The sequence below is a fragment of the Alteromonas sp. B31-7 genome (assembly GCF_015767655.1).
Classification (GTDB): domain Bacteria; phylum Pseudomonadota; class Gammaproteobacteria; order Enterobacterales; family Alteromonadaceae; genus Alteromonas; species Alteromonas australica.
Window position 1 is genome coordinate 1,114,020 of the sequence record NZ_CP065233.1, and the last position, 16,422, is coordinate 1,130,441.

Below are 16,422 nucleotides of genomic sequence, written 5' to 3' on the forward strand. Positions count from 1 at the left end.
AAACATACACTATCTATATGAATTATAATAGCTAATTGTGGCTTTTTTAAGAAGGTGAGTGGCTCTATGTTATTGACAAATAGGTATTTTACAAAAAGAAATTGGAGTCATCATAGATAATAACTCCAAGTTCATTCAGTAGCCCGCCTTTACGGTGGTGTTTTTGTATCTGAATTTCGACACTCTGTGTTATCGACCCTTTGTGTTATCGACAATTGGGTCGGTAAGGCGCTGACTGATAACTGGCATAAGCAGATGACATGTTCGCCTCTAAATCTTCTATACGTGTTTGCGGTGCTGGGTGAGTCGATAACAGTTCAATTGGCCGCTCTCCGTTACTTGCGGCGTCCATATTTTCCCATAGGTTAACCGACTGGCGAGGGTCAAAACCAGACTGGGCCATTAGCTGTAAACCGATGATGTCTGCTTCAGACTCATGCGTGCGGCTAAAAGGCAATTGAACACCCACTTGCACGCCTAAACCTATTGCCGCCATAATGGGCCCAGATTGGGGCACCTCATTGGCTGCAAGAATTTGCCCCATCGCTTGTGAACCAACATTGATAAGCGTGGATTGAGACATACGCTCATTACCATGCTCGGCAATGACATGGCCAACCTCATGGCCGATAACCGCCGCCAATTGGTGTTGATTTTCTGCTACCGCTAATAGGCCGGTATACACGCCAATTTTACCACCGGGCAGGGCAAACGCATTCACCTGTTCGTCGTCAAATACGACGACTTCCCACTGCCCGCTAAATACCGTATTGGGTACTTGCGCAGTAATCGCATTGGCAACACATTCAACATAGCTATTTTGTACCGCTTTATTAGAAATTTTGAGCTCTTCCTTCATGCCGGTAAAGGCTTGATCGCCCATTTCTGCTAGTTGAGATTCTGAAAATAACAAGACTTGATTACGTCCTGTGGGAGATGTAGCGCATGCCCCTATGGTTAGTGCGAGGGCGGCGAGGGTAACCTTGAATCTCAATTTCATCATGTCTTCCTTTGTGTTTGTTAAAAGGCAACTACGCCCTTACTTTAAGCGTTATTTTAGATTTATTTAAGACTATTAGTAGCAGATAGTGTGTTTTAGGGATATTTAGATCACATGGGTAGGCGTCAAACGTTTGGTTTTGGTTAAGGCTCAGTTCAGTTTACCTGCATTAATTTGCAACTTCACCAAAGATAAATTGAGGAAACACACATGTTGCCATTGAACGACTTTACCCGTGCCCAATATCGCGCGTTCAAATTAACGAGTTTATGCTTAACCAGCCTGTATTTAGCCGGATGCGCTAGCCAGTCTGGGGTGCCTCACCACGCGGCAAACCAGTTTGTCACTACGTTTTACGCCAGTGTCTATGATGTCACCCCAGTACAGTTTGAATCTCACGCACAAGAAGCGGCGCTATGGGGAGCGTTAGATGGTGCGTTATTAGGTTGGTCAGAAGATGAAGCCTTTGTTGGGGCGTTGTTTGGGGCCGCGATATATTCAGTAGCGACTTCAATCGCCGAAGGTGACCTTCAGGGTTATGAAGTCTCTTTAAAGGCTGTTGATGGCGATATGGTCACGGTTATTCTTGATAATTTTGAAGGATATCCAGGGCAATGTGTGTTTGTTAAAGTTGCTGGCGAAGTCACCACAGAAGTGGTGAATACCTCTAATTGCGATGAGGTAGACCTGTCTTATTGAGCGTTAAATTGTCATGGATAATAACGGTTTATATTTGTTGAGTAGGGCTTTTGCTAAATTAATATTACTGTCATACACTGGCTCTAATTTATACAAGACGTATATCATCGCCGAGCAATCTATTTCTAGGGCTGGAGTGACATTTGTTCAATTACAGGAAGTACAAATGTAAGTCTTATTGATTGCAGACGGCGCTATCAAATAATAAATAAGGATTAGAAAATGGCCGCTCAAAATAAATTTAAATACGGTTTGTTAGCGTTACTCGTGTCTGCCGCCCTTACTGGCTGTGGCCTTGATGGTGACGACGGTGAGCAAGGAGAAACAGGGGCTCAGGGCGAGCAAGGTGAACAGGGCGAATCCGGTGCAGATGGAACAGATGCGTCTCTCGGTATTACACTAGATGTGGTTGCTCGTGCTTATCTTGGCAATCAGACTGCCGCAGAAATTGTACAGTATCATGCCGATACCCAAACTATTTACGCCACAAACGGTGACATCAATACCATTGCTGTTATTGCGGCAGGTTCAGATAATATTCCAACTTCTGCCATGGACGATCCTATTGGCACTACAAACCTGACAGTGACCGACATTACCTTGCCAGAAGAAGTTGATGGCGTCACTTTAGGCAGCTTAACAAGTATCGCTATTAGCGGTGACTTAATGGCGGTAGCGGTACCTGCGGACACAAAAACAGACAATGGCTATGTGCTTTTCTATAACGGGCTAGATAGTTCATCACCGGTATTTTTAGACCAAGTAGAGGTAGGTGCACTGCCTGATATGGTTACTTTTACGCCAGATGGCGGCAAGGTGCTTGTTGCTAACGAAGGCGAACCTTCTAGTGATTATACGGTTGACCCAGAGGGGTCTATTTCGGTGATTAACATTCTTGCCAGCGGCGAGCCCGAAGAGTCAGCAAGTACGATTAGTTTTACCGATTTTAACGATGAGCAAGAGACATTGTTATCTCAAGGTATGATGTTTCCAAACCCAAGTGGTCGTACTATTAACGGTGTTGAAATTGCAACCACAGTGGCACAAGACCTTGAACCAGAATACATCACGGCAACCAACGACATAGCTTATGTTAGCTTGCAAGAAAATAACGGCATTGCGGTTGTCGATTTAGAAGACTTGTCTGTTGAGATCGTCGGTTTAGGTGTTAAATCTTGGTCTGGCTTGAACATCGATATTCAAGAAGATGGTTCGGTAAGCTTTGGTCAATACGAGGGGCTATACGGTGTATACCAACCAGATACTATCGCTAATTATACTTGGAAGGACGCCACGTTTGTCGTTACTGCAAATGAAGGTGATGCGAGAGAGTATTTCTTCGACGCCGATGATGAAGATGCGTGCTTAATCGCAGGAGGCCTTGAGTTTGATGAAGATGATGGTTGTCTTGCTTACCTTGATGAAGTGAAGGTTGAAGATCTAACCGCCGAAGCAAATTCAGAGTTAGCCACCTTGCAAGCCAATGGCGAAGCCGATGATTTACGTGTCACTATTGGCATGGGCGATGCGGATGGTGACGGTGAATATGATGCGGCGTATGCCTACGGTGCTCGCTCATTCACTATTTGGGATCAAAACGGTTTGGTGGTGTTCGACTCGGGGGACGACTTTGAGCGCATCACCGCATCAGTTCATGGCGAATTATTCAATAATGGCGATGATGAAAACGAAGGTGATTCACGTTCTGAAAATAAAGGCCCTGAGCCAGAAGCACTAACAGTGGGTGTCGTGGGTGATCGCACTTACGCGTTCATTGGCACCGAGCGTATGGGAGGTATTTTTGTTTACGATGTGACAAACCCTTACGATGTTGAATTTTCAGAATACATTATTAACCGTGACCTGACTGAAGGCCTAGATGCAGACGACGGCATTGGCGACTTAGCACCAGAAAGCCTAGTATTTGTCAGCGCTGATGATAGTGCTACAGGGGTTCCATTGCTATTAGTAGGAAATGAAGTCAGCGGCACTGTTACCGTATGGCAGATTACTGAACTGTAAACTTTTCCGCTCATTGACATAAATGACGCGCCGACTGTATCGGCGCTTTTTTATATGAGTTGGCATTAAAAAAGCCCCATCACTGGAAAGTGATGGGGCTTTTTTTTAAGGACATGATGTGAACTTTAGTACTTCACGGTAATTCCAGCAAATAAACGTGGGCCATAGTCATTAACTTCGCCCAGGTTGCCCTGCACGTAGTAGTCTTGTGACTTAGGTGCGCTAAATAGGTTAATAGCAGACACTTTAAGTCGAGTATGCTCGTTAATCTTATACGATGCACGTGCTTCCCATACACCCACCTCATCGACATAACGTAAACGCGTTCCGTTACTGGTATAAGGTTGGAAGTAATCACTACGATACTTATAGATAACGGCTGTATCTAGGTCGCCAATTTGGTAATAAACTTGCGCACTAAATACATGCTCAGAGAAACCAGGTACAGAGGCTGGTGGAATGATACCGTCGGTTAACTGAGTGGTATTGCCGTCCACGTCAGTAATGAACGTATCACCATACAAGCTATCTTCAAACTCATAATCAGTGTCAGCATAGTTATAACCAACCTTCACACCAATACCAGAATCCCAGCGATAGGCGATAGAGGTTTCAATACCTACCAGGTTACTTGCATCATCAGTGGTGACTGAGTTAGTGATAGGCAGTGAATAACTTTCGCCTTCAATAACAAACGTTTCTAGCTCGGTTTGTTGTTGGAAGCCACCGGTGAAGCGTTTGTAGTAAACGCCAAATGCAAAAATGGAATCTTCGTTAGGGTACCATTCAATCGCTGCATCATAGTTCCATGACATAAGCGGCTGAGTATTTGGGTTACCTGAACCGTTAACACCCACTAGCAAGTCAGACAGAGACGTTGGCGCTAAATCATCATCGGTTTGGAAAGTTCGGCTATAGCCTAGATCACTTGGATCGGCACGAGACATACCGCGATAAATACCTGCACGTAGCAAGATGTCATCGCTGTAATCCATGACAAAGTTAACGCTAGGCAGTACTTCAGTGTAACCACCACCACCTTCGATGCGTTCTAGCGAATCGCCAGTGACTAAGCTCACTACGCCTAAGTCGTCATAAACCACATCAAAAGAACTTCTAAAGCCAATCGCAGTGACTTCTGTATCAACCACGCGCACACCAAAGTTACCGCGAACAAACTTACCCCACATTTCTGTGTCGTAATTCGCCATTAGGTAGGCAGCGTAGGTTTTTTCGGTCACGTCGATGGTGCCCGCGTTCTCATATTCAACTTCAGGGAAAGCGAAGTCACCACCGTTAGACGCTGCCACGGCTTGGGCAAAGCAGTTGTTGTCGTAGGTCGCCCAAGAAGAACCTGTGCCACTGCTGTTTACATTGCCGTCGCTATCTACGTTGGTAATGATGTCTCCGTCTGAAACACTGGATAGAAAGTCTGTTTCCGGGAAGTCTATTTGACAAGATTCAAGTACATCAAGTGCTGCGGTGTTCGACGTATCTAACGTGTACTCAGTACGCGAACCATTACCTTGTGTCCCACCATATTGTAAGAAGCTAAGTTCAGAGGCTCTCAAGCCACCTTCAATACTGGTGAATACATCACTACCTAGCATGTATTGGAAGTCGAATTTAGCGGAAATAACTTCATTTTCACGGCTGTTTTCACGATCTAATCGCGTACGCAGGCTATCAGTGAAGTTGGTAATATCGGTAACATCAAAATCAGTAATGCTGAAATGGGGAATGTTATCCCCCATATCCCACGTGAACGGGATAAGGTCTGCGGTGCGAGCCCTGTTTGAAATTTGTAGTTCTTCACGCTCAGTATTTGAGTAGGCTACGTCAAATTTCAGTGTTAACAAATCAGTGGCATAGTGTTCAATGTTGAGACCGATGCCTTTGTAGATTTCTTCCCGAGAGAACTGCTCCCCCGATGATTCAATACGATCTTGGCCTTCCCAGTGCAATATCCCGCCCACTGAGTTTGTCACTAGGGTAGGCCCAGTTAGACCTGGAATAGCGCGCTTTTGAAGGAAGATAAGGTCATGTCTTGCTTCTCTTTGCACACGCTTAGAGTATTGAGTATCAATATTGATGTCCCATGACTCATTAGGTTGGTATTGCATAGCAAGGAAGAACGCGTCACGTTCGTCTGACGTTTCGTTCTGGCGATAGCTACGGCTACTGCCAGTCCAAGCATAAGGAGAGCCTGCGCTTACCGCTTCGCCAGTTTCCGGATCGATAGTCGTGTCGTATCCTTGGTTACTGCTACCGCTCACCTGGTCTTCACAGTCCCCAGCGCTGCTGCGGAAGAAGCCTTCATTGGTGTTAGTGGGGTCGTTTAAACAGGCCCATAGTGATGACCCTGTAGGGCTAGAGCTTCTGTATTCAGCTTCGGGCTGTGTAATATCCTGGCGCTGAAGGCCAACCGAGATACCGAAGGCAGAACCATCATCGAATTCAAATTGGTCCACATAGCTTACCGTGCCACGGTAACCTAGGTCGTTTTCAAATGAGTTTTCAACGTTCGTTTGATCAGGGTTGTAGTTGCCCTTAATTTCACCCTGGATGCGCTGCTTGCCGTAATCAAGGGGTTGAACGGTTTCAAGGGAAATTACCCCGGCAACACCGCCTTCAATCATTGAAGCGTCTTGGGTTTTGTAAATGGCGACTTTTTTCACCAGCTCCGACGGGAATTGTGAGAAGTTTACCGAGCGGTCACCACTACCATTGGTGGCTTCTCGTCCATTAATATGTGTGGCACTTAAGAAGGGGCCTAAACCACGGATTGTAATTTCAGTGGCGCCACCATTTTCACGGTGCGAGGCTGCCCCTGTGATAGATTCTAACGCTTCACCAATTGATAAAGCAGGTAAGTCGCCAATATCTTCAGCAGAGAGGCCATCTACCACTGTGGTTGATTCACGTTTAATTGAAATCTGATCTTGTATCGTACGGCGTGTACCGACAACATCAATGACCTCAACTGCTTCATCAGCTTCTTCAGTAACTTGCGCTTCTTGGGCTTGCAGTGTGAATGCACTAGTGCTTGCTAGTCCTGCGAAAATGGCCGTTTTCACCCACTTCGCAGTGGGGTGAAGGGCAAACTGTTGGGAAACCGACAGTTCCTTTCTTGGCGTGTGTAGTTGTTTATTTTTCAACGACATTCCAATATCTCCGTTGTGTTTTGTGTGGCACAAAGGGCAATCGCTTGCCCTTGTGACTTTTATGTGTAGGGTTATTCTTTATTCTTCGTTGGTGGCTACCCAAGTAGAGCCGACACCAACATCACTTGCTTCTATGTAGTAAAGTCCTTTTGCACCTGCTACTGCTTGAGCACCAGAAGAATCTGTTTCTACAAGCCCGTTAGCTGCAGTGGTGAATTCAGGCACTTCTTTACCATTCGCTGCAGGGTCTTGGTCTAGTGCACCGTCAGAATCAAAGTCACCGTTACCGTTAAGCTGGCGGATATCTACCCAAGACTCATCTTCAACGTCACCGGATGCGTAGCTATCCATGAAACCAAAGTTATTTGAGAATAGAGATGCTTCGTGGTCGATAAGGTCACAGTCGTACTCAAAAGCATGGTCGCTGCTAATGGCTTCTGAATCGAAATACAAACCTTGTTTTGAAGCATCATCGTCGAGGCCATTGGCAATAAGATTGGCGTCAAAACTAATATCAAAGAAGTTTTTGGTAAGTGAATAAAGTAACGGGGCGTTATCTGCGGTGAGTTCGTCACAGTCGTCTACCGGCGCTTTACTGCCAATTTCAGTACTAAATACGATAGGTTGTAGCGAGTTAAGCACAGTGTTGTTGGTGACCGTTAGCGATAAATCACCAGAGCCATCAAGCACAGCCTGGTTGCCAGCATTAGGGACACCACCATCTGCTTGCGAGAATGGGTTCGCCGTAAACACGATACCACCGGCTTCTTTGTTGCCAGAGCGAATACCCGCAATGTAGTTATTCACCACTGTATGACCTAAAGGCGTGACTAATACACCGCTAGGTCTATCATCAGAACTGGCGATATCGGTAGTGCGAATGATGATGTTGTCTTCCACCACGTTGAAACCACCATCTTCCAAGGAAATGCCCCCGTTGGCGTTAACAATGGTGTTGCCTTTAATTGTTGCCCCAGAGGTTTGAACACGCATTAGGCGTCTACCACTGACGAAGCTGTCTATACGGTTATACTGCACGACAAAGTTAGCTTCCTCAGCGGCATCTGCACCTGTAGTGCTACCTAAGTTAAGGAGTAGTAAGCTTGATTCATCAAAGTTAGGGTTGTTTGCATTTTCAAAAAGGTTGTACTGAATGACATGGTCTGAGCCTGATGAGGCAAGTTTAATGACCGAGCCGTTAACGGCGTTGTTTCGGTTGGTAAAGGTGTTGCGCTCAATAAGTGCGCCTGAGCCTTTAACCATTAACCAATGATACGTTTCCTCATTCAGTGTCTCTTGATCACCGTCCATTGTATTCTGTGTAAACTCGAAATTATCGCCTTCCGAGTAAATCACCGCTTCTTCTTCAGCTTCACAGTAGGAATCGGCTTTTGTATCAATATTCTGGAACGTAAGGCCGCGAATGGCCGCGCCATCAACGCTACTCGCGATATTAATACAAGTTTCGCCCGAAATGACCGGTTGATTATCTTCTAAAGCGGTGAGTGTGACCGCGCTGGTTAGCATGATGGCGTCTAAGTCGGTATACACGTTCGTGGCTAATCCAATGACATCGCCATCGGCTAGGCCCCCGTTTATTGCACTCACTAAGCTTGCAGCATCAGAAAGGACCTGTGAATAAATAATGGAATCAAGGGCTGTAGAAACAGTTTCAGGAAACGCATCTTTGTCGGTATAAACGGCACTCACTGAAATAATTGCGCCAGCATCAGTCGTCGGCGTGTAAGTACTACCGGTTGCGCCGTCGATGGCTTCACCATCTGCATACCATGTATAGGTCACATCCGCTTCATCAAACCCGTTATTGTCGGTGATGACGGCAGTGAGGGTGGCATCTGCAAGGTAGGGGGCAGTACCGCTAATTTCGATGCTGCCATCTTCGTTTACCGCTTGTGCTGATACAGGAATAGTGGCTTGTGAGGTAATTTCTTCATCAAAACCATTATCGTCTACGTAAGTTGCTGTTACCGTAATGACAGCGCCAACAAGGGAAGATTCAACAGTATAACTGCTGGATGTTGCGCCGTTAATGGCGGTATCGTCAGCGTACCACTGGTAAGCAATGCTGCCTGATGCACCATCTTCGTCAGCGATGGTCGTGGTGAGTTCGTTGCCCACAGTGGGCGTACCTAGAATAGTGATAGCGCCTTCTGAATTTGTACGTGCAACAGGGTCGGTGGCGGCCGATGTTGGCGATTCGCTGAATCCACGGTCATCTTCGAAGGTAGCCATCACGGTAATGACTTTTCCAAATTGTGCTTCTTCTAGCGTAAGAGTAGAAAGCACTTCACCTTCAATTTCTGCGTCGTCGGCATACCAAGTATAAATGATAGTCGCATTCTCAATGCCGTTATCGTCTTCAACGGTGGCAGTAAGCGTTGAGCCTATGAGTGCATCGCCACTAATTGATACGGTAGCATCAAAAACAATAGCAGAGACTTCATCGGTGGGATCACTAATATGTGATTCGTTAATACCACCATCATCAGTGTAAGACCCCTGAACAGTGATTGATGAACCAATATAATCATCGGTAAGCACAAAGGTAGAATCGTTTTCACCTTCGATGACCGCATCATCTGCGTACCAGTAATAGCTAACAGTACCAGAGATGCCATCAGGATCGCTTACCGAGGCGGAAAGTGTTTGTCCTGATGTTGGTGTACCAGAAAGTGATATAGACCCCAGTGTATTGGGGTTGTTGTTATTATCCACATCCGAACTACATCCAGTAATGGCTGCAGCAATAGCGCACAGGGCAAATGCTTTAATCTTCATGATGGCGTTATTCTCCAGGTTTTTTGTGCTAGGTAAGAGTCTTACCTGTAGGGTGCTTTTGTTATTACCAATGTCGATTATCTTTGTTACCAAAATATCGACTTAGGGCTAATAAGAACACAATTATTTTACATTTGCCACTGGTTTTACATTTTTTTCTTAACATTAAGTACAAAAATAACACTTAACTTACGGTTAAGAGTGTTGTTGTGTTATTACCAAAAGTTAATATTTGGTGTGTCCAATTGTTAAGTGTGGGGGTGATGCTGTGGTCAGTGAATAGCGTAAGAAGGTTACAGGGGAAGTGAGAAATAAAAAAAGCAGCTGTTGTGTGACCACATCAGCTGCTTCTTATTCGTGATTAAATCAGTGGGTGATTACGCTTTTTTCTTCAAGGGTTCAACTTTTGGAATGAAGACCCAAATAGCCACCACGGCGATAATGGCAAGGGACGCACCAATCACAAATGCAGGGGTATAGTTACCGTCGGCAGTAAGATAAGGCACCAATGAGGTTAAACCTACAGCGCCTAGCTTTGCGGCCATACCTGAGAACCCTGAAAGGGTACCTACCGCCTTTTTACCAAATAAGTCACTTGGTAAGGTCTGCACGTTACCAATGGCAGTTTGGAATCCGAAAAGAATGACAGCCATAATGAGCACTGCTACCGTTGGTGCGCCTGGGTTAGACATGGCTATTAATGCCGGTAGCATAATTAAACAGCCAAGTGTAATCACAAGTTTCCGGGTTTTGTCTGTGTTCCAGCCCGCCGCAATTCGGTTTTGCGCTAACAAGCCGCCAAACCATGCGCCTAGCATGGCACCAACGTAAGGCACCCAACCGTAAATACCAATCTCGGTCACGTTCATGCCGTACACTTCGTTCAAATAAATAGGGATCCAGAACACAAATAGCCACCAGATAGGGTCAATGGCTGCAGAAGCAATAATGACACCCCAGCTTTGCTTGTGAGACAGGATTTGACCAGAGGTAGGATTGTATTCTTCTTCTTCCTCATCATCGTCGTTTTCTTTGACGCGACGTTGACCTGTTAGAATGTATTCACGCTCTTCGTCGGTAATCCACGAATGCATGCTAGGTGGTGCTTTAACGATAATGATCCAAGGAAGTAACCACAATAAACCGATTGCACCAACAATAATAAAGACCATTTGCCAGCTAAAATGTAGCGTTAAGAAGGCAATAATTGGAAATGCAATGATACCGCCAATGGCTGCACCAGAGTTAAACAGGCCCTGTGCGAGTGCCCGTTCTTTGGTTGGAAACCACTCTGCATTGCCCTTTGTCGCGCCCGGCCAGTTACCGGCTTCTGCGATACCTAAAATGCCACGGAATATGCTGAAGCTAACGACGCCCTTAGCAAAAGCATGGGCAATGGTAGCAAGAGACCAAACACCAATGGAGAGAACAAAACCTACTCGGGTGCCCACCCAGTCAAAAATCTTTCCGAAGATGGCTTGACCGAATGCATAAGAGAAGACAAATACAATAGAAATATTCGCATATATCTGTTTACGTTCTAAAGCGGATTTGTCGGGAAATAAGTCTTCAACGATGGCGGGCCATAGTACACTCAGCGCCTGCCTGTCGATGTAATTGATAATTGTAGCTAGGGCAATTAATGCAATAACCCACCAACGTAAACCTTTTATCTTCACGGTATCACTTCTCTATGTGGCTGTTTACTATTTTGCTACTAAGGTGCTTTATGGAAAGTCTTAAGTGCAGGCATCAAACCCATCAAAAATTAAATTATCTATTTAGAGAGAGGTTTGAGCGCTTACCATAAAACCCAAAAGTAGAGTAAACATTAAAATAGGGTTTTATTCAGTGGAAAAGAAAACGACGACCTTGTTGCTATCTTTTCCACACCGTAATTACAGTCGTTATTGTTATTTGTTTAACGTAAGAAAGTAATCAAAAATTTCAGGTACATTGCCATTCCCCATACCTGCGTCAAAGGCTGCTTGCAGGTTTGCTGAAGAGCCTTCGGCAATTTTAGACTCTGTGCCTAAATCTTCTACCATCTTAAGGAAGTAGCCCAGGTCTTTATTCGCATTTGCGATTGAGAAGCCTAAGTCACTTACGTTGTCGACAGCGTAGTTCTTACAGAATTGCATGAAAGGAGAGCTTGATGGTCCTGTTGACATGATGTCAAACAATTGCTGGCGGTCTACACCTGCACGGTCTGCGACTGCAAATGCCTGAGACATAGCACACACGGTAGTCATGCCCATAAAGTTATTAATTAATTTAGTCGTGTGACCAGCACCCAGTTCACCTAGGTGGAATACGTTCTCGCCTTGGTCTTCTAGTACTGACTTCACTTTTTCAAAGGTGTCTTTGTCGCCAGATGCCATGATGTTTAATAGGCCATCTTTTGCATGAGCAGGCGTTCTGCCTAGTGGTGCGTCAATCATGCCCACACCCTTTGCAGCAAGGTCAGCCCCAATTTTGCGCGTAGACGCCGGAATAGAGGTGCCAAAATCAACCACTACAGCACCTTCTTTAACGCCCGCCATAATACCGTCTTCAGCGTACATGACCGACTCAACAATAGCTGAAGTCGTTAAACAAAGCATAACGATGTCAGCGTTTTCCGCTAGCTCTTTCGCTGACGATGCTGATTTAGCGCCACGATCTACACAGGCTTTAACTGCATCGGCGTTCAAGTCCATGACGGTAAGTTCGTAACCTTTATTTTGAAGGTTCTCGACCATATTGCCGCCCATAAGACCTAGACCGATGAAACCGATAGTGGGTTTTGACATATTTATATCCTCAAATACTGATACGCATGCGCCAGATCGCCTGCGATTAATTTAACGGTGTAGGGCGCTAAGAGTAAATTTGCGCCTTTGTTATTACCAATTCTTAATTTAAACGGTATTTCTATCTTTCCAATTTGTCAACCAATTGCGGGTCAATAACCGCGTAAATTGTAAAATAATTGTTTCTTTGGTCTATTTTTAACCGTTGACGCTGGGTTTTAATTAACGTTTTATTAAAGTGCCTGAAGATTCCGTTGTGTGTGGGTTGGCCATAAGCAAGGGCAATAGCCGCATGCATTCTTGTGTTGTCAGTCGAGGTTGAGTTTAGGGGGGCGGCTACTACAATGTGTGCATGCCGGCTAACCCTTGCAAGAAAATTAACCAGGATTGGACTGACCTCCCTGAAACAAAATTCGTTAACTGGCAGGGAAATACGTCAGTTTAGAAGGGGCGAATAGTTACAGTGAGCAAGGATTGCGGTAAGCTATTATCCCTATAAGAGATCGTGAAGTACCCATAGCGTGCCCCATGAAGCACCCAGGATACATATCGGTTTGTCTTGGTTGTTAGGACACGAACTGACCAAGAAGATGAGAGAACCGAGATGGATGATTGAGCCGAATGAAACTCGTCATCATTTTGTGGGCAGGGGGAGCACTGACGAGGCGCTAGGCGACAATAGTGCCAGTGTAATAAGATAATAGATTAACGAAGAGAAAATTATGTCTCAGCAGATCGTAATAAGCGGCGTGGGTGTTTGGCACCCTAAAGAGAGTATTACAAACGAAGAATTGGTTAGCAGCTACAATGCCTATGTAGATAGCTTCAATGCCCAGAATGCTGACAAGATAGCGGCGGGTGAATGTCAAGCCATGCCGTACTCAAGCGCAGAATTCATTGAGAAAGCGTCAGGCATAAAAAGTCGCTACATTTATCAAAAAGAAGGGGCGTTAGACATCAACCGAATGAAGCCTCTTATTGCCCCTCGCGAGGATGATGCTTTATCTCATCAAGCTGAAATTGCTGTTGAGGCCGCTAAGCTCGCCTTGGCTTCTGCCAATAAGTCAGCGCAAGACGTTGACGCAGTGATTGTATCTTGTGCCTATACGCAGCGCGCTTACCCCGCCATCGCCATTGAAGTGCAAGAAGCCTTGAATATCGAAGGTTTTGGTTTCGACATGTTGGTGGCATGTTCTGCCGCCACCTTTGGGATGCACCGTGCCTATGAAATGTTAAGTGCAGGCAATGCAAAATGTGTATTGGTAATCAATCCTGAATTGGTCTCTCCGCAAATTAATTACACGGATAGAGACAGTCACTTTATTTTTGGTGATGTTGCCACTGCCACCGTCATGGAAATGGCAGATACGGCAACCAGTGAACACGTATTTGATGTACTCAGTACGCAAGCGGTGACTAAGTTTTCTAACAATATACGCTCTAATTTTGGCTATATGACCCGGGCTGAAGACGTTGACCCTTACGGGCCAGACAAACTATTTCATCAAGCGGGTAGAAAGGTGTTTAAAGAAGTGTGTCCAATGGCGGCAGATCATATTGAGTCACACTTGTCTCGACATAACTTAACGCCAGCCGATGTGCGTCGATGGTGGTTACACCAAGCTAATATCAATATGAACACACTTATTTGTAAGCGCCTACTGGGGCGTGAAGCAAGTAAAGAAGAAGCACCTATTGTCCTTGACGAGTATGCCAACACTGCCTCAGCAGGGTCGGTGATTGCATTTGGACTTTATCATCAAGACTTAGACGCAGGCGATGTTGGTATTTTGTGCTCGTTTGGGGCAGGATATTCCATCGGCTCTTTGGTTGTGCAAAAACGGTAAGGTAAGCCTATCGCAAGCCATGGTCGCTGAATAATAAAAATAAATAGGCGAAGAAACGGATGATTTCAGATATTGGCTACGGCCTGAACAGTTTGGCGCATTTTTTATTGTTGCTGCTTTTGTTTACGGTGCGTAAACCTGGCGTGGCCAAACATTTATTGGTGCTAGCCACAGCCACCACGGTGTTTTGGTCATCCAGCATGATTTCCACCGTGTTTGGGCCCGTCAGTTTATCTTGGCTTCTCACTGCTGACGCGATGAAACAGTTAGCATGGTTGCTGTTTCTAGCGGGCTGTATTCAAGATAACTTTACCAGTATCAGGCAGGTCTTGTTGAGGCCTGTCACCATGTTCATCGTTCTGCCTGGTTTATTTGCATTTATTATTCCCAACCTCATTTGGATAGATGCCTCTTGGCGCTATCTCATGCTGATTGTATTGTCGCTAGAAATACTCATTTTGCTTGAAGTTTTGTATCGTCAAGCCGATAACGATCAATGGGCATACAAACCTTTAGTCCTGTATTTGGGCGCCACGCACCTCTTTGAATTTGTAACGTATGCCAATGCCACTATGGTCAATCAAGTGGAAGTAGGTTATTTGGCGGCGCGGGGATATATTTATTTTTTACTTATTCCATTTCTGGTGGTAGCGATAAGACGAATAAGCCATTGGGGCGTAGACATCTTTATTTCACGGGATGTAGTGCTTCATAGCTCGCTTTTGCTGGTGGCTGGCGCGTACTTATTTATTATGGCGGTCATTGGGTACGCCATTAATTATATCGGTGGCAGTTGGGGGGCAACGATCCAAATCATCTTAGTGGTGATGTCGTTTGCGTTATTGGCATCGGTGTTTTTGTCGAATTCATTTAGAACGAAAATAAAGGTATTCATTACCAAGCATTTCTTTGCAAACCAATATGATTATCGTGTGGAGTGGATTAAATTAACCAAGATATTATCTTCTTCCATGACCTCAAAAAGTGCGGTTTACGACAGTGCGTTACAGGGTATTTTACAGGCCATTAAATACGACACTGGAAAACTCTATAAATGCAAAAACGGTGGTTTTGAATTGCTGGCTGAAGCGCAGCCTTTGCCGTTAGATGGGCAAGAAAAGAAGATCTTGCGCACACTTACTGATTACAGCATGTCTCATTCTTGGTTTATCGATTTAAACGAATTTATTGTTAAACCTTTTAATTATAAAGGGCTGCAGTTAGACAGAGAGTCGGTAAAAGGCTGGGGTTATCAACTCTACCTGCCCTTATTTGATAACGATAAAATTTGGGGGTTTGCCGTACTGGCAGCGGGTGAAAAAGAAAAAGTGCACTTGAACTGGGAAGTGCGTGATTATCTCACGGCGGTCACCGAGCAAATTAGTATGTATATATTTCACCATGAAGCCGCTGAAGCGGTGGCAGAAAATGCGCAATTTGCCGCTTTCAACCGCATGTCAGCTTTCGTGGTACACGACTTAAAAAATGTTTTGGCCCAAGTCGACCTGATTTTAGCGAATGCACAACAACATAAACATAATCCAGAATTTATAGAAGACACCTTCGACACGCTCACTCATACTAAAGCTAGAATGGATCGTATGTTGAAGCAGTTGACCGATAAAAGTGTAGAAGATAATCAACAAGCGAATGCCGCATGCATGTTATCAAAAGTGGTTGATGAGGTTGTGAAGAATCGCTGTGCGGGTAATTTGCCTTTACCTAGTTTGCATAAGCTGCAAGAAGGTGAGGTGTCAGTGGACAAAGAAAAAGTGGCGAATGTGCTTTACCACATTATCAGCAATGCCCAGCAAGCCACAGACGATAGCGGCACCATTGATATCGTATTAACGAGAAACGCACAGCATAATCAACAATTAGTCTTAATTGAAGATACTGGCATTGGCATGGATGCAGATTTTATCGAGAATAGGCTGTTCAAGCCCTTCGATACCACCAAAGGCAATGCAGGGATGGGTATAGGTGCACATGATGCAAAAACCTACATGGAGTCGATTGGTGGTAAACTGACGGTACAAAGCGTTCCAGGGAAAGGCAGTTGTTTTACCCTCGCTTTCCCTCTTGTTTAAGCAAAAACG

Annotated in this window: 9 protein-coding genes; 4 read left to right on the forward strand and 5 right to left on the reverse strand. The window is 45.1% G+C overall.

Annotated elements, in window-relative coordinates:
- Nucleotides 1-205 precede the first annotated feature (205 nt).
- Nucleotides 206-1,000, reverse strand: coding sequence for a M48 family metallopeptidase (locus IUA53_RS04705; RefSeq protein ID WP_044057874.1), 795 nt, complete (start codon nt 998-1,000; stop codon nt 206-208).
- A gap of 210 nt (nt 1,001-1,210) precedes the next feature.
- Here IUA53_RS04705 and IUA53_RS04710 point away from each other — a divergent pair, with 210 nt between their 5' ends.
- Nucleotides 1,211-1,699, forward strand: coding sequence for a hypothetical protein (locus tag IUA53_RS04710; protein ID WP_196898529.1), 489 nt, complete (start codon nt 1,211-1,213; stop codon nt 1,697-1,699).
- Nucleotides 1,700-1,921: 222 nt separating this feature from the next.
- The gene (locus IUA53_RS04715) at nt 1,922-3,721 is read left to right on the forward strand and encodes a choice-of-anchor I family protein (RefSeq protein WP_196898531.1); all 1,800 of its coding nucleotides are present in this window, start codon (nt 1,922-1,924) and stop codon (nt 3,719-3,721) included.
- A 125-nt stretch (nt 3,722-3,846) separates the two neighbouring features.
- On the opposite strand, the gene IUA53_RS04720 is transcribed toward IUA53_RS04715, so the two are convergent.
- From IUA53_RS04720 to IUA53_RS04735, 4 genes are all read right to left on the reverse strand, one after another.
- Complete coding sequence (locus IUA53_RS04720; protein ID WP_196898533.1) at nt 3,847-6,885, reverse strand: TonB-dependent receptor; 3,039 nt, start codon at nt 6,883-6,885, stop codon at nt 3,847-3,849.
- A gap of 78 nt (nt 6,886-6,963) precedes the next feature.
- Nucleotides 6,964-9,684 carry a chondroitinase-B domain-containing protein gene (locus IUA53_RS04725; RefSeq protein WP_196898535.1) on the reverse strand — a complete coding sequence of 907 codons (2,721 nt, stop codon included), beginning with the start codon at nt 9,682-9,684 and terminating at the stop codon, nt 6,964-6,966.
- Nucleotides 9,685-10,061: 377 nt separating this feature from the next.
- A complete protein-coding gene (locus IUA53_RS04730; RefSeq protein ID WP_044057869.1) occupies nt 10,062-11,363 on the reverse strand; it encodes an MFS transporter in 1,302 nt (433 codons plus the stop codon).
- A 234-nt stretch (nt 11,364-11,597) separates the two neighbouring features.
- The gene (locus IUA53_RS04735) at nt 11,598-12,476 is read right to left on the reverse strand and encodes an NAD(P)-dependent oxidoreductase (protein ID WP_196898537.1); all 879 of its coding nucleotides are present in this window, start codon (nt 12,474-12,476) and stop codon (nt 11,598-11,600) included.
- A 722-nt stretch (nt 12,477-13,198) separates the two neighbouring features.
- On the opposite strand from IUA53_RS04735, the gene IUA53_RS04740 reads away from it, so the two are divergent.
- Both IUA53_RS04740 and prsK read left to right on the forward strand, forming a co-directional pair.
- Entirely contained in the window at nt 13,199-14,323 is a 1,125-nt protein-coding gene (locus IUA53_RS04740) for a beta-ketoacyl-ACP synthase III (RefSeq protein ID WP_196898538.1), read from the forward strand.
- Nucleotides 14,324-14,382: 59 nt separating this feature from the next.
- The gene (prsK, locus tag IUA53_RS04745) at nt 14,383-16,413 is read left to right on the forward strand and encodes an XrtA/PEP-CTERM system histidine kinase PrsK (RefSeq protein ID WP_196898540.1); all 2,031 of its coding nucleotides are present in this window, start codon (nt 14,383-14,385) and stop codon (nt 16,411-16,413) included.
- Nucleotides 16,414-16,422 lie beyond the last annotated feature (9 nt).

Excerpts from the sequence above, each read along its gene's own strand:
- IUA53_RS04705 (WP_044057874.1), bottom strand. The coding sequence starts at position 1,000 with ATGAAATTGAGATTCAAGGTTACCCTCGCCGCCCTCGCACTAACCATA.
- IUA53_RS04710 (WP_196898529.1), top strand. The coding sequence starts at position 1,211 with ATGTTGCCATTGAACGACTTTACCCGTGCCCAATATCGCGCGTTCAAA.
- IUA53_RS04715 (WP_196898531.1), top strand. The coding sequence starts at position 1,922 with ATGGCCGCTCAAAATAAATTTAAATACGGTTTGTTAGCGTTACTCGTG.
- IUA53_RS04720 (WP_196898533.1), bottom strand. The coding sequence starts at position 6,885 with ATGTCGTTGAAAAATAAACAACTACACACGCCAAGAAAGGAACTGTCG.
- IUA53_RS04725 (WP_196898535.1), bottom strand. The coding sequence starts at position 9,684 with ATGAAGATTAAAGCATTTGCCCTGTGCGCTATTGCTGCAGCCATTACT.
- IUA53_RS04735 (WP_196898537.1), bottom strand. The coding sequence starts at position 12,476 with ATGTCAAAACCCACTATCGGTTTCATCGGTCTAGGTCTTATGGGCGGC.
- IUA53_RS04740 (WP_196898538.1), top strand. The coding sequence starts at position 13,199 with ATGTCTCAGCAGATCGTAATAAGCGGCGTGGGTGTTTGGCACCCTAAA.
- prsK (WP_196898540.1), top strand. The coding sequence starts at position 14,383 with ATGATTTCAGATATTGGCTACGGCCTGAACAGTTTGGCGCATTTTTTA.